Raw genomic sequence first — 14,333 nt, 5'->3', positions numbered from 1 at the left:
CCGTGTGCAAACGAAATTAACCCGTGAGACACAGGAATAAGAATGACAACTATAACCCATGAAACTGATTATTTAATTGTTGGTGCTGGTGCCATCGGTATGGCTTTTGCCGATGTTTTACTGAGTGAAACTGACGCCAATATTATAATTGTGGACAAGTATCAAAAGCCTGGAGGTCACTGGAATGTGGCATACCCTTTTGTCACATTACATCAACCATCTGCATTTTATGGGGTCAGTTCTACCGAATTGAGCAAAGGTTGCATTGATCAAGTGGGTTTAAATAAAGGCTTAAATGAATTAGCCAGCGGTGCAGAAGTCAGTGCATATTTTGATAATATTATGCGCGAGCGTTTTTTAACATCCGGACGCGTAAGTTACTTCCCTATGTGTGACTATAAGGGTGATGGTAAGTTTATTTCCATGCTAAATGGTGATGAGCATCAAGTCACAATAAAGAATAAAATTGTCGATGCGACGTATCTTAAAACGTCAGTGCCTAGCACCCATAAACCCAGCTTTACTATTGATAATAACGCCCAGTTTATACCTATCAATGATTTAGTGAAAATTACTAACAAACCCGCTGGTTTCGTTATCATTGGTGGCGGTAAAACAGGCATCGATGCGGTGCTGTGGCTATTAGAGAATAACGTTGACCCAGATGATATCCAATGGATTATGCCAAGAGATGCATGGTTAATCGATCGTAAGACCACCCAGCCAACAGTGGAATTCTTTAATGACGCGATTGGCGCTCAGGCGTCGCAAATGGAAGCCATTGCTCAATCTACTTCGGTACACGATATGTTTGAGCGCTTAGAGAAAGCAGGGGTGTTTTTGCGCTTAGATAGTAACGTATGGCCAAAAATGTTCCACGGCGCCACCATCAGTAAGATGGAACTGGCTCAACTACAAAGAATTAAAAATATGGTTCGAATGGGGCGTGTGACCCATGTTGGTCATGACAATATACAACTCGAGCAAGGTGAAATAAAAACCAGTCCAGAACATATACATGTTGATTGTTCAGCCAGTGCAATTACCAACTTAACTGTGAAGCCTATTTTTGCTGGCAATGTTATTACGCCGCAAACCGTACGTTCATATCAACCGGCTTTTAGTTCAGCCTTTATTGCCCATATTGAGGCTGCCTATCCTGATGAAAAAACTAAAAATCATATTTGTGGTGTCGTCCCTTTACCAAATGATGTTATGGATTGGTTGCGCATAACCGTGGCATTTATGCGTAATCAGCATATTTGGTCTCAAGATAAAGAACTTAAAAAGTGGCTGTTAAACAACAGATTAGATGGATTTAGTCAATTAGTGCGTAGCGTTGATAAAACGGACATGGAAAAAATGATGATTTTGAATCGCCTGCGTGAGAACGCTATGCCTGCTATGGGCAAATTGCAGCAATATTTAGCAGCTGATGCTGCACAAGGAGCGTAATGTGAGTGAATTTCAGGTCAAGCAACAAGCATTATTGACCCATAGGTTGGTTGAAACTAGCTCTATAAAAGAGGTCGCAGATGGGCAGATATTGTTAAAAGTTGAAAGCTTTTCATTTACTGCAAATAACATCACATACGGCATGATGGGAGACAGGTTAGGTTATTGGCAGTTTTTCCCGCCAGCGGATGATAACGACAAACAATGGGGTATCATCCCGGTTTGGGGGTTTGCCCAAGTGACGCAGTCTAAGGTTGCGGATGTTGAAGTTGGAGAGCGTTTATTTGGTTATTTCCCTCCTGCTGATCAGTTGGTAATGACGCCAACGAATATCTCATCTCAACGCTTGGTTGATGGCTCAGGGCACCGGATGAAGTTGCCTCCAGGATATAACAATTATAAGCGGGTAAACAACGAAGCGGGTTATAACCCTAATTTCGACAAAGAGCGCATGCTGTTGTTTCCATTGCATATAACTTCTTTCTGTTTATGGGATCGGTTACAGGACAATAATTGGTTTGATGCGAAACAAGTCGTGATCATCAGTGCGTCGAGTAAGACCAGTTTGGGCTTGGGTTATGCGCTAGATGCAGATGATAAGGCGCCCTGCAGCGTGGGGTTAACATCAAGTGGTAATATGTCATTTGTCGAACAAGTTAATGTGTACGACCGAGTGGTTAATTACAATCAGTTGAGTGATATTGATGCGGCTGTACCCACCGTCATTGTGGATATGTCTGGCAGCGCTGACATTTTAGCTAAACTGGGTAAGCATTTGGGTGATAACCTTAAATATTGTATCAATGTTGGGCTGACGCACTGGGATGAATTTTCAGCTGACAGTGCAAAAGAATCCCAATGCAGTGAGTTTTTCTTTGCGCCTGGGCATATTCAAAAACGCTTACAAGACTGGGGCCCTGCTGGGTTTGAACAACGTACCTCGCGCTTTTTATCTGATACAGCGATGAAATGTCGGGATTGGTTAGAGGTTAAAGAACTTAAGGGACTCAAAGAGCTAGATAAAATGTATGAGCAAGTCTGCGCTGGAAAAATCCCCCCCCAACAAGGTTTAATTATTAAGCTTTAAACCTTTGTGTCCGATATCTAGTATAAGTATTAAGGGGCTAAGTGATTTCTTAGCCGCTAACAGACAGTATTTATCAAAAGCATTGCTTCACGGAAAAACTTAATTTCTCAAGCGAACAATAATTATTAGGTTCATTCATTGAAAAATCGATTTCAATTCATTGAATTTACAAGCTTTACGCTCTGGTGAGGTAAATGGGCACAAGGGGGATAAAATGGCAACGCAGTCAAGTTCGTTTCAACGCGTGCTTGTTGTTATCGGGTTAATTAGTTGGGTTGGGCTAACCATTGGTGGTCTTGCATACTGGAGTATGCAGAGCCAGAGGGATTTTGATCCACAACAGACGTTTGCATCTGCGGCCATGGCACCTGAATATCCTCAGGCTATTGTCGCTAGCATGAGTAAGCAATATCCGGGGTTAACAAAGACGGTGGTTCATATACAGCAAGAAGGTTGTAGTTGTAACTTTTCGAATAATATTCATGCAGACCGAATAGACTATAAACTAGATAAATTTCAATATCATTCGCTACATGTGTCCGCCAGTAGTTTACCCAGCAATATTATTCTGCCTTCGTTACCGGCCATTATGATTTTTGATGAACAGGGAGAATTAGGTTATTTCGGGCCTTATTCATCAGGATATTTTTGTTCGACTAATTCAGCTATCGTTGATCGGTTTTTAGATAATATCTTGCTGAATACTCACCTCGGAAGCGCGGTGATCAGTGAAGGTTATGGTTGCTACTGTCAAAATACGCTCGCGGAGTCATAATTGCATGGCAAATAGCTTATTCATTTTGTGTCAATAATCGCTATTTCTCAGTGGAGAAATAATTAAATCCAATTGACGAGTATTAAACTTGGTCAAAATATCGACGTAGGGACTGTGTAATACTGTGGAGAAAATCATGTCAAATCCTAGTTATTCTTGGGTAAGTAGTGCAAATAAGAATATGCAATTTACCTTTATTGCATTAGCTGTGATTAGCCTAGGGTTAGCCAGTGTTAATCAGACGTGGATTGAAGCGCTCTTATTTGGAGGGTCAACCACGGCTATTTGTTTAACGTTCATTCATATGCGCCCTCAATCGACAGTAACCCAGCACGTTGTCGCTATCGGCTTGATGTTATTTAGCGCCCTACATATTCATCAGATGCATGGTTTAGTCGAAATACATTTTGGTATTTTTGTACTACTTTCATTTTTAGCTTATTACCGAAATTGGCAGCTTTATATCACAGCCATAACCGTTGTTGTTGTGCATCATTTAGCATTTTTTGTTATGCAGTCCCAAGGCATGCCGGTTTATGTATTGGCAGACGGCGGCTTGCTATTCTACTTGATTATTGTGCACGCTATTTACGCGTTAGTGCAGGCTTTAATGTTGGCAAAAATGGCCAAAGATACTCGGATGGATTCGCTGTCGGCAGTGGCTATAACCGATAGTATCGACATGATTATGCGTGATAAGACGGCCATTGATTTGAAAATTAGAGCTGATGAATCCCTTGATGCAAAATCGATAGTGGCCTTCAATAGTTTGCTGGGCATGTTTGATAACTTAATCGTTGATATGCGCGGTGCCGCAGAACAAATTGATAGCACATCTAAAATTACGAGTATTAATAGCGCTGAGCTACACGTGACTAAACAAAAAAGTATGACTGAGGTTGAACATATAGATACGTCGTCTGCTGCATTAACCCAATCATCACGTACTATGAATGAAGACACCCAAACGGTAAAGATTGAGTCAGACAAAGCGCAAAATAATGCTCGAGAGGCAGAGCAAACAGTCGAAAAAGCCAAAGAGGATGTGACAAATTTAGGAACCAAGCTCGGCGAAACCAATGATAACGTTAAAAAATTAGCGCAGAACTGCCAAGACATTTCACAAGTACTAGATACCATTAAATCTATCGCTGACCAGACTAATTTACTTGCGTTAAATGCCGCGATTGAAGCCGCTAGAGCAGGGGAACACGGAAGAGGTTTCGCTGTTGTCGCTGATGAAGTCAGAACACTCGCTTCTCGAACAAAAGTGAGCACTGAAGAAATCAACACAATTATTGATAACCTTTTGTCTTCGTCCAAGCTATCTAGCGACTCGATGGCTGATTGTTTAGCCCTAAGCGAAACAACGAACACGAGAACACAAAAGGCAAGAGAGTTGATGGCCCAAGTGCAGACTAATATTTTGCAGGTCACGGAAGCCGTTGATGTCATGGCGCGTTCTTGCGAGCTGCAAACACAAAATAGCGAAGCAATCCAAGACTCTGCAACACGTCTAAAATTAATTAAGCAAGATGAATTATCAATGATTGCTGCGATAGATAACGAGGCTAGTTTACTATCAGGTAGAACAAAAGATCTGAGTGTTCAGCTGTCCAAGTTCTCTGTTTAATTTTCCTTGTGCTTTTGAACAAAATTAAACTTATACCGTCCAATATAGTTAGTGTTTTGAGCACTATTGGCGGTATTTTTGTTGATAAAATAAGCAACTTACCTCGACTTATCCCTCGTGTTTCTTTATAGTGCGCCCCGCTAACCATATATAGCGTTAGTGTGACGCCCTCTTTACTTGAATTACTGACACCATCCCTAGGAATTTTCTTTTGATATCTACCGCAAACATCACCATGCAGTTTGGCGCTGAGCCTTTATTTGAAAACATTTCGGCCAAATTTGGTCACGGAAATCGTTATGGCCTAATCGGTGCCAACGGCTGCGGAAAATCGACATTTATGAAGATTTTAAGCGGTGAATTACAACCTTCATCCGGTAACGTATCAATCACACCTGGTGACAAACTGGGTATTTTAAGCCAAAACCAATTTGCGTTTGAACAATACTCAGTTGTAGATGCGGTCATCATGGGTGATATGGCGCTGTGGAAGGTTAAGCAGCAGCGTGATGCTATTTACGCCAAACCCGAAATGTCAGAAGAAGACGGCATGTTGGTCGCACAACTTGAGACTGAGTTTGCAGAAATGGATGGCTACACGGCTGAATCTCGAGCGGGTGATATTTTACTCGAGGCGGGCATTGGCGAAAGTTATCATTATGGCTTGATGAGTCAGGTAGCGCCGGGCCGTAAGCTACGGGTGTTGCTTGCCCAAGCATTATTTTCTAACCCAGATATTTTGTTATTAGATGAGCCAACCAATAACTTGGACATTTTTACCATTTCTTGGTTGGCCGATGTGCTAAATCAACGAAAATGCACCATGATCATTATTTCTCACGATCGTCATTTCTTGAATTCAGTCTGTACGCATATGGCAGACATCGACTATGGCGAGTTGCGTGTTTATCCTGGAAATTATGAAGCATTTATGGAAGCATCTTCATTGATACAAGAGCAATTATTGACCAGTAATGCTAAGAAAAGCGCAGAAATGGAAGACCTACAAGGCTTTGTGGCGCGCTTCTCGGCAAACGCTTCGAAGGCAAAACAAGCCAGTTCACGTGCTAAGCGCCTAGAAAAAATTCAGCTCGATGAAGTTAAATCATCTAGTCGTCGTACCCCTACGATTACCTTAAAGCAGCACCGTAAATTACATCGCCAGGCGCTGATTCTAGAAAATTTAGGTCATGGCTTTGATGGCCAAACGTTATTCAGTGGCGGTGAACTGATCCTTGAAGCAGGCGCTCGCTTAGCGATCACTGGTGAAAACGGTGTAGGTAAAACCACTTTACTACGTTGCTTGATGGACGAATTAAGCGTCAATGAAGGTAGAATAAAGTGGTCTGAAAATGCGGTTGTCGGTTATTGCCCTCAAGACAGCTCTGCTGACTTTGCGGTTGATATGACATTGTTCGATTGGATGTCACAATGGCGTACACCAAAACATGATGATTTAGCCGTACGTGGCATGTTAGGGCGTTTATTATTCACAGCCGATGATTTTAATAAAAAGGTCAATGTTTGTTCTGGCGGCGAGAAAAACCGTTTGATATTCGGTAAGTTGATGATGTCAGATATCAATATTTTGATTATGGACGAGCCAACCAACCACATGGACATGGAAGCGATTGAAGCCTTGAACAAGGCGCTTAAAAAATTCGATGGGACGTTAATTTTCGTTAGTCACGACAGAGAATTTGTTTCTTCTTTGGCGACCAGGGTGATTGAGATTAAAGACCAAGAAGTGATTAACTTCCAAGGCACCTACGATGAGTACTTTGCTAGTCGCAAAGAAGCCAGCGCTGCCGCGTAAAGCGGCTAAGTAACTAGCTTAAAAACCAAAAGCACCATAATGTTATATTACTAATACGTATCACTTTATGGTGTTTCCAAACTTGCTAATTTACGTATTTCACCCAGTACTCGGTCACATTCTCGGCACTGCTGTAAAATAACAGTGAAAGCGTTTGCAAGTTTGTCACTGCTCGTTTGGCCTTCAAGTAGCATATTGCCTAACTCAGCGTGTAATGCGATGCTGTTTAACGGATTACGCACATCATGGATATGTTGACGTATCAGATTTGCCTCTTTGTTATTCATGCTCGTTATCGGCCTTCGACTGTGATGATAGTTGAGTGGATGGATCATAGCTCACTCTGTTTTTACCGCTACGTTTTGCGATATACAGCTGTTTATCCGCCAATTCAATAAGCGCTTCAACCGAATGGTGGCTAGATTGATCGCCTTTAGCCTCAAATACAATTAAGCCTATACTAATAGTGACTCTATCTGTCTCACTGGCGCCTTGGTGCTCAATATTTAGCACTCTTACCGCTTGCAATAACTTATTAGCGACAACTAGGCCACCTTCTAAGTCGGTATCTGGCAACACCATGGCAAACTCTTCACCGCCATAGCGTCCAACGAAATCAGTTTCTCTGCGTCGCACGGATTGTAGGGCCTTTGCAACCCGCTTTAAACAGTCGTCTCCTTGCATGTGTCCGTACAAATCATTGTAAGGTTTAAAGTCGTCGATATCGATCATCATCAAGGTCATAGAGTGGCCAAAACGGATCGTTGAGGCATAATGCTGGAGTAACACAGTATCTAATTGACGACGATTAGCCACGCCAGTTAAGCCATCTACACTGGATAAAATTTCCAGTTTTTTACGGTAATACACCAGTTCCATATGATTACGCACGCGGGCGCGTAAGATGGTTAAATTGACTGGTTTGGTGATGTAATCTACCGCGCCAAGCAGTAGGCCTCGGGCTTCATCGTCGCTACTGTCTGATGCAGTAACGAATATCACCGGAATATGCGCTGTTAACGGGTTTGACTTTAACTCGGTGCAAGCATCGTAGCCGTGCATATCAGGCATATCTAAATCTAATAGAATCAAATCTACAGAGCCTACTTGCGCGAAGGCTAGCGCCTCTTTGGCGTTATCAAACATAACCACTTGGTACTGAAATTCAAATAAGGCATTCATGGCCTGTAAATTACTTCGGTAATCATCTACTACCATTAGGGTTTGCTTGCGCAGTTCACTGTTTGCCACCGAAGTACCCGCTGTTAATAGTTGCGTTTGAGGTTCGAATTCTCGGTTAGGGCGTAACTCAGATACGCTCATGGTTTTTTCCCCATTTTTTTTAGTTATGCTTTTGCGTAAAAATCGATTGATATAAGCAGCTTAGATGCCAAGTTATAGATTACTAGATAACTTATTGATATATCGTCTATTTTGAATTTACGTTAGCGTAATTTTTTCTACATTCCCTTTTGTGGGTATAGGTAACAGTGGCAAGTTATTTTGTAGTATTTACACTATATTCACTAATTGTGAATATAGAATAGTGATTATATTATTCATATATTATCAATATTTTGTAATAAAAATTTCTTTTTGCTAGCGCCGTTATTTGCTAAGTTAAACAAAAAAGAGAGAGATTACATGTTAGAGCGTCGTTCGTTAATTAAAGCGTTTATTTCTTCAACCTTAGCGGCGGCATTGTTGCCTTCTGTATTGGTTAATGCCCATGCGTCTACGAAGTCTGCCGCTACGGTTAAACTCCGGGGGGTATATAAACCTAAGCGTTTGCAGGCTGGCCAAACCATAGGCTTAATAGCACCGAGCAGCAACACTTGGGAAGATCAGGAAATCTACTTCGCTATGGACATCATTCGTTCTTTTGGTTTCAAAGTAAAAACCGCAGAACACCTGTTTGAGCGCACTGCTTATTTAGCCGGTAGCGATCAAGATAGAGCGAGTGACTTAAACGCCATGTTCGGTGACGACAGTGTCGATGCTATTTTCTGTTTGCGCGGTGGTTATGGTTCGCCACGCATTCTACCCTATCTTGATTATGAGCTTATCCGTAAAAATCCTAAGGTTTTCCTAGGTTACAGTGATGTCACCGCTCTATTAAATGCAATTTATGCTCGTAGTCAAATTATGACTTTTCACGGACCTATTGCCAAACAAAGTTTTACTGATTACACCTTAGCACAGTTTAAAAGTGTACTGTTTGATCCCGTGTCGCATACTGTGTTAGCTGCACCACCTCCTTTTGAAATCGTTGAAGGGCAAGCTGAATTGGCTAATCGCTTAACCACAGTGAGCAAGGGAAAAGCTTCAGGAGTATTGATTGGCGGTAACTTATCTCTGATGGTGAAACTGGTAGGTAGCCCATATGAGCCTGATTACACTGATAAAATCTTGTTTCTAGAGGATGTGGAGGAAGCGCCTTATAGAATAGACGGCATGTTAACGCATCTTAAATTGGCCGGTCGTTTAGACAAAATTGCCGGTCTAGTTTTTGGTAAGTGCACGGATTGTGAAGTAGGCAGCGGCCCATCGTTTAGCGTAGAACATGTGTTAAACGATCGTTTGGGTGATTTAGGTGTGCCAGTACTAAGCGGCGTGATGATCGGGCATATTGAAGATATGGCAACCGTGCCCATTGGTGCAATGGCGACACTTGACGCCACCAATCAGAAACTGACGTTAGATGAACCCGCGGTAGTATAACCACCGCGGTTTAACCTTTATTATTACGCGTTATGTTGGCGGTTAGTCTTAGTTTTTACCGATCCAGTTGCGCATAGTGTGCCCATAAAATGCGTAAAAACCGATGATTAAGTAGCCAGGTAGCAATATCCAATAAGCTTGCTGGTTGCTACTTGATTGCGCAAGGTGACCGTATATTAATGGCATTAACGCACCCCCAGCAATACCCATAATAAGGATTGCAGAGCCCTTGGCTGTATAACGTCCCAGTTCTGCTAACGCCAATGGCCATAGAGTAGGCCAAACCATTGCATTGGCTAAGCCGAGTAAAGCAATCAGTGCCACACTATTTGGTAATGTCGCTATCCCCGTCCAGCCCCATAATAGTTGTGAAATTTGGCTTTGTTCGTTGGATGAAAGCAGTAGCGCGATTGAGATAATAAAACCTATTATCGCACTTAAACGTAGCGCATTAGCTTGAGAAATAAATCGCGGAATACAGACCAGACCAAGTATATAACCGAGTACCATAAAGGCCATAGTATAAGAAGTTAACGTGGTGGCATTAGCCACACCAATACTGGCGCCATATAAACCAATAGTATCTCCGGCGATAACCTCGACACCCACATAAAAAAACAAGGCTATTGCTCCTAGTATTAGTTGAGGGAATTGCCAAATTGTACTTTTATCTATGTATCCTTGATTCGCTTCCCCTGCATAAGCCTCGTTATTTTCAGCGGGTGCTAACAGGGCTAAATCGGGTAAGCTGATGCGTGATAGTCCGCTAGCTAATATTAGTAAAGCAATCGCCATACCTACGTAAGGTGTGATCAACTGATGAGCCATACTTTCAATTTGTAGTTGTTGCTGTTGCGCGGGCATTTCGTCAATCAACGCGAGATTAATATCGCTAAATCCGCCTAATACCCACGCAGTAAATAATACGGGCGCGAGTATTCCTGCCCCTTTATTGAGTAGTCCCATTATCGCAATTCTTGCCGCGGCACTGCTGGTTGGTCCTACATTAACAACGTAAGGATTAGCTGCGGTTTGCAGTATTGTTAAGCCGCTACCGATAACAAACTGGGCCAATAAAAATATCCAAAACTCTTGTAATAACGCTGCAGGAATAAATCCTAATAAGCCAAGAGCGATGATGCTTAGTCCTAATACCATAGAATACTGATAACCGACTTTTTCTAAGATCATCGCCATGGGAAGTGCCATTACTACGTACGCAAAGTAAAAACACGAAGCGATCATCAAAGCTTGCGGATCACTCAGTTGGCACACGACTTGTAAAAAAGGGATCAGCGCGCCGTTAAGCCAAGTGACAAAGCCGAATATAAAAAACAGTAACGCGATAATGCACATAGGCATAAAGCTCGAGCGCGGTGCAGATGTAGCGTGTGTCATAGGGTTGTCCCTTACGTTATTATTATTGGTTGTCCAGACTGCCAAAGCGCAGTGATATTTAAATCGTCGTCGAGCAATACCAAGTCTGCTTGCTGGCCCACAGCAATATCGCCGTGACTGGCTCGTAAGCCCAAATAATTTGCAGGCGTTGTACTGGCCATTGCGATGGCATCTTCAAGGGGCAGATTTAAGTCATTTACCGCATGTTTCACCGCACTTAACATGTCTAAGTGAGAGCCCGCTAAGGTGCCATTATCCGTTGTTAATTTGTTACCTATTCGGGTGATTTTCTGATCGCCAAACATAAAGCTATCATCATCTGTTCCGATTAAGCCCATGGCGTCAGTGACCAGCATTATTTTATTTATCCCTTTGATTTTTATTGCTATTTCACTGCAAATAGGATCGATGTGATAATGATCTAGAATGAGCCCTGCATAGGTTTTAGGTGTATTAAGTGCAACGCCTACCATACCCGGTGCACGAGATTGCATTGCCGACATGGCATTAAATAAATGGGTGAAACCATCAGCACCGGCTTCAATGGCCTTTAGTACGGTATCTGCGTCGGCATTAGAGTGTCCTAAAGACACTTTTATGCCGTTTTCAGACATTAGCGTAATGATATCAGGAGCAACATTTTCAGGGGCGATAGTGACAATGACTCTACCCAAATCTTTGCGCATATAAAGCGCGAGCTCATCGTCGCTTAGGGGGCGAATAAAAGAAGCGTCATGCACGCCTTTCTTAGGTCTACTCAAATGGGGCCCTTCAAAATGAACACCTAAAATACCGGCTGTATTTTGACTAACGGCATCGGCAATCGCTTGGGCTGCTTGGCGCATTACGGGTAATTCGTCGGTTATTAAGGTAGGCATCAATCCTGTGCTACCAAACCGCAGATGAGCTTGACTCATCTGTGTCAATGCAGCCACGCTAGGCTGTTGGTTAAACAATACACCGCCGCCGCCATTAACCTGCACATCAATAAAGCCCGGTACTAATGAACCCTGACAAAGGGGCAGATGGGCATCATTTTCGGTGGTCGGTCGGATGCTGATAATTTTATCGTGTTCGATGCTCAGGGTTTGATTGTTTAACCAAATATTTGATGAGAGTAAGCGCTCACATTTTAGTTGCATTTTAATGGGTCTCGGTTACTTTTTTAAGGCCTTGTGGGCGATCTGGATCTCGTCCGTAGGCTTGGGCAATACGCTCAACATCTACGTAGAAACGCAGTACGACCAACAAAGGTAAGCAGCGAGGATGCACTGTGAGTTGAGAATGCGAAAGCGATACCACACGTCCACCTTGTTGGGCGAAAGTTTGTATTTGACTACTATGCACTGGGGCAGATTCATCTTCAACTTGAACATCAATTACTTGGATGTGATTCGCGAGCATAGCAGAAGGACCATGCATAAACTCCGCGCTACTAAAAGCTTCACAGTGAATGGCGAGCACTTCTTTGAGCTTCAATGCCATCTCGCGACTAATAGCATAACCAAAACCACGCCCAAGCATGACACCGTGCTGCACATTGCGCAGAGTGTCGGGTGTTAGCTGTGCAGGTTCAGCTAACACCTGGTTAAGTGCCTCAGGTAACGAATTCAAGCTGCTAAGCAACGCGCTGTTGTTATTCCAATGTGCAGCTAACTGCAGTAGGGCACTTAAACTGGCTAAGTAACTTTTAGTGGCAGCAACGGATTGTTCTAATCCCGCGTGCATGGGCAACACCCAGTCAGCTGCTTGCGCAAGGGGAGATTGCTGGTCATTCACCAACGCCACACACATTGCACCGCTGGCTCGAGCTGATTTAACTTGATTGACGATATCTGGGCTGCGACCTGACTGTGAAATAGCGATGACGAGGGCATCCTTGTAATCCACTGACTTATGATAGATACCAAACACCGAAGGTGAAGATGCCATGACAGGCATACCTAGTTCAATTTCAAGCAGATATTTGCCAAATACCCCTGCATGATCAGAGGAGCCCCGTCCTATCATCAAAACGTAACGAGGTTTTCTAGCTTTTATTTCAGTGACCAATTGCTGACACAACTGAGCATTGTTGATGAGTTGTTGACGGATCACTGTGGGTGTTTGCGCGGTCTCTTGTGCCATGAAGCTATTCAATGTAATTCCCGTGTGTTGATTATTTGTGCGATGAGACCAGAATAATAAATTATTCTATAATTTTCTATATTTTATAATAGTTATTTACAAATACCCCTCAACTGGTTACTGTTTGACTACTGCAAACTAACCTTAATGTTTATGATCACAACCGCCTTTCCATACGTCAGTGTGTTGCTCTTTATTGCAGGTTCATTAGCGCTTGTTGAAGAGAAAACTCGCTGGAAATTATTCAATTATCTGCCGGCGATTGTACTGCTGTACTTTACCGTTATGTTGTTGTCTACATTAGGGTTGTGGAGTAAAACAAGCGAGATCAATCAAGCTTATTCGTCGTTAAAAGGAAATATCCTGCCAGCGATGATTTTTTTGATGTTGCTGGATGCCGATTTGCGCCAAATCAAGCGTTTAGGGAGCAAGATGCTATTGGCCTTTTTTGCTGCAGCGCTCAGTATTGGGTTTGCGTTCATTATTGGTTTTGCCTTATTCAAAGGCTTTTTGGCACCAGATGCATGGAAAACGTTAGCTGCGTTAAGTGGCAGTTGGATGGGGGGGACTGGCAATATGGCCGCAGTGCAGGCGGCACTAAATGTACCAGACTCAAGCATGGGCTATACCCTATTAATTGACTCAATCGATTACGCCATGTGGGTTATGTTTTTATTGGCCTTAGTTCCGCTAGCGGGTCGTTTCAATAAGTGGACTAAAGCAGACGGTAAAGCATTGGAAGAAGTCAGTGCTAATTTAGCCAGCAAGCAAGGGCAATATAGTGGTAACAAGACCACTTCGATGTTGATTTTATTATCTGGCGCCATGCTGGTATCCGTCGCGTGTCAAACCCTTGCTGACATATTGCCCGTGAGTGAGTTTTTTACGAAAACGGCTTGGACTGTCATGTTGGTCACCATTTTAGGGGTGATTTGTGCGGTGACACCTATTAGTAAAATGTGGGGTGGCAAAGAACTGTCTTCATTGATGCTGTACCTGATCATTGGATTGATTGCCTCTCGAGCAAATTTCAACGAGCTCACTCAAGCGCCAATTTATATCGTGTTAGGTATGTTTATTTTGCTCATTCATGGCGTCTTGATGTTGCTGGTGGCGAAGGTGTTCAAACTGGATCTTTTCACCTGCGGCATTGCTTCTTTAGCCAACATCGGTGGAGTCGCATCGGCACCCATTTTGGCAGCAGCTTATTCTCGTGCATTGATACCTGTGGGCGTCTTAATGGCATTACTGGGTTATATCGTAGGAACCGGCGGCGGTTTACTTGTAGGGCGAGTATTAGCATGGCTAAGCGCAGCGTAAA

12 protein-coding genes are annotated in these 14,333 nt (G+C 42.9%); 7 read left to right on the top strand and 5 right to left on the bottom strand.

Features of this window, described 5'->3' with window-relative positions; all coding sequences use genetic code 11:
• The first annotated feature begins 42 nt into the window (after positions 1 to 42).
• The 5 genes from GQR89_RS19085 to GQR89_RS19065 all read left to right on the top strand — a co-directional run bounded on the left by GQR89_RS19085 (position 43) and on the right by GQR89_RS19065 (position 6,766).
• Positions 43 to 1,455 (top strand): FAD/NAD(P)-binding protein, encoded by a 1,413-nt coding sequence (locus tag GQR89_RS19085; RefSeq protein WP_158771603.1) that lies wholly within the window; start codon positions 43 to 45, stop codon positions 1,453 to 1,455.
• Between the two features lies 1 nt (position 1,456).
• Positions 1,457 to 2,542, top strand: coding sequence for a DUF2855 family protein (locus tag GQR89_RS19080; protein WP_158771601.1), 1,086 nt, complete (start codon positions 1,457 to 1,459; stop codon positions 2,540 to 2,542).
• Between the two features lie 214 nt (positions 2,543 to 2,756).
• Complete coding sequence (locus tag GQR89_RS19075; protein ID WP_158771599.1) at positions 2,757 to 3,317, top strand: DUF6436 domain-containing protein; 561 nt, start codon at positions 2,757 to 2,759, stop codon at positions 3,315 to 3,317.
• A gap of 136 nt (positions 3,318 to 3,453) precedes the next feature.
• A complete protein-coding gene (locus GQR89_RS19070) occupies positions 3,454 to 4,950 on the top strand; it encodes a methyl-accepting chemotaxis protein (protein ID WP_158771597.1) in 1,497 nt (498 codons plus the stop codon).
• A gap of 211 nt (positions 4,951 to 5,161) precedes the next feature.
• On the top strand, positions 5,162 to 6,766 hold the full coding sequence (locus GQR89_RS19065) for an ABC-F family ATPase (RefSeq protein ID WP_158771595.1): 1,605 nt from the start codon (positions 5,162 to 5,164) through the stop codon (positions 6,764 to 6,766).
• A gap of 65 nt (positions 6,767 to 6,831) precedes the next feature.
• Here the strand turns inward: GQR89_RS19065 and GQR89_RS19060 are convergent, their stop codons facing one another.
• On the bottom strand, positions 6,832 to 7,053 hold the full coding sequence (locus GQR89_RS19060) for a histidine kinase dimerization/phospho-acceptor domain-containing protein (protein ID WP_158771593.1): 222 nt from the start codon (positions 7,051 to 7,053) through the stop codon (positions 6,832 to 6,834).
• Positions 7,046 to 8,089 (bottom strand): diguanylate cyclase, encoded by a 1,044-nt coding sequence (locus GQR89_RS19055; protein WP_158771591.1) that lies wholly within the window; start codon positions 8,087 to 8,089, stop codon positions 7,046 to 7,048. The genes GQR89_RS19060 and GQR89_RS19055 overlap by 8 nt, the downstream gene beginning before the upstream one ends.
• Positions 8,090 to 8,410: 321 nt before the next feature.
• Between GQR89_RS19055 and GQR89_RS19050 the strand changes: the two genes are divergently transcribed.
• Complete coding sequence (locus tag GQR89_RS19050; RefSeq protein WP_158771589.1) at positions 8,411 to 9,487, top strand: LD-carboxypeptidase; 1,077 nt, start codon at positions 8,411 to 8,413, stop codon at positions 9,485 to 9,487.
• Between the two features lie 48 nt (positions 9,488 to 9,535).
• Here GQR89_RS19050 and GQR89_RS19045 read toward each other — a convergent pair whose 3' ends face one another.
• The 3 genes from GQR89_RS19045 to nagB-II are packed head-to-tail and all read right to left on the bottom strand — an operon-like array spanning position 9,536 to position 13,012.
• Positions 9,536 to 10,885 (bottom strand): sugar MFS transporter, encoded by a 1,350-nt coding sequence (locus GQR89_RS19045; protein WP_158771587.1) that lies wholly within the window; start codon positions 10,883 to 10,885, stop codon positions 9,536 to 9,538.
• Between the two features lie 11 nt (positions 10,886 to 10,896).
• Positions 10,897 to 12,027 carry an N-acetylglucosamine-6-phosphate deacetylase gene (nagA, locus tag GQR89_RS19040; protein ID WP_158771585.1) on the bottom strand — a complete coding sequence of 377 codons (1,131 nt, stop codon included), beginning with the start codon at positions 12,025 to 12,027 and terminating at the stop codon, positions 10,897 to 10,899.
• 1 nt (position 12,028) lies between these two features.
• Positions 12,029 to 13,012: a glucosamine-6-phosphate deaminase NagB-II gene (gene nagB-II / locus GQR89_RS19035; protein WP_158772327.1), complete on the bottom strand. Its 984-nt coding sequence runs from the start codon at positions 13,010 to 13,012 to the stop codon at positions 12,029 to 12,031.
• A gap of 147 nt (positions 13,013 to 13,159) precedes the next feature.
• Between nagB-II and GQR89_RS19030 the strand changes: the two genes are divergently transcribed.
• Complete coding sequence (locus GQR89_RS19030) at positions 13,160 to 14,332, top strand: DUF819 domain-containing protein (protein ID WP_233269023.1); 1,173 nt, start codon at positions 13,160 to 13,162, stop codon at positions 14,330 to 14,332.
• The last annotated feature ends 1 nt before the right edge of the window (position 14,333 follow it).

It is taken from the genome of Paraglaciecola sp. L1A13 (genome assembly GCF_009796745.1).
Lineage (GTDB): Bacteria > Pseudomonadota > Gammaproteobacteria > Enterobacterales > Alteromonadaceae > Paraglaciecola.
Note: the sequence above shows the minus strand (reverse complement) of the source record. Positions and strands in the feature narration are given on the sequence as shown.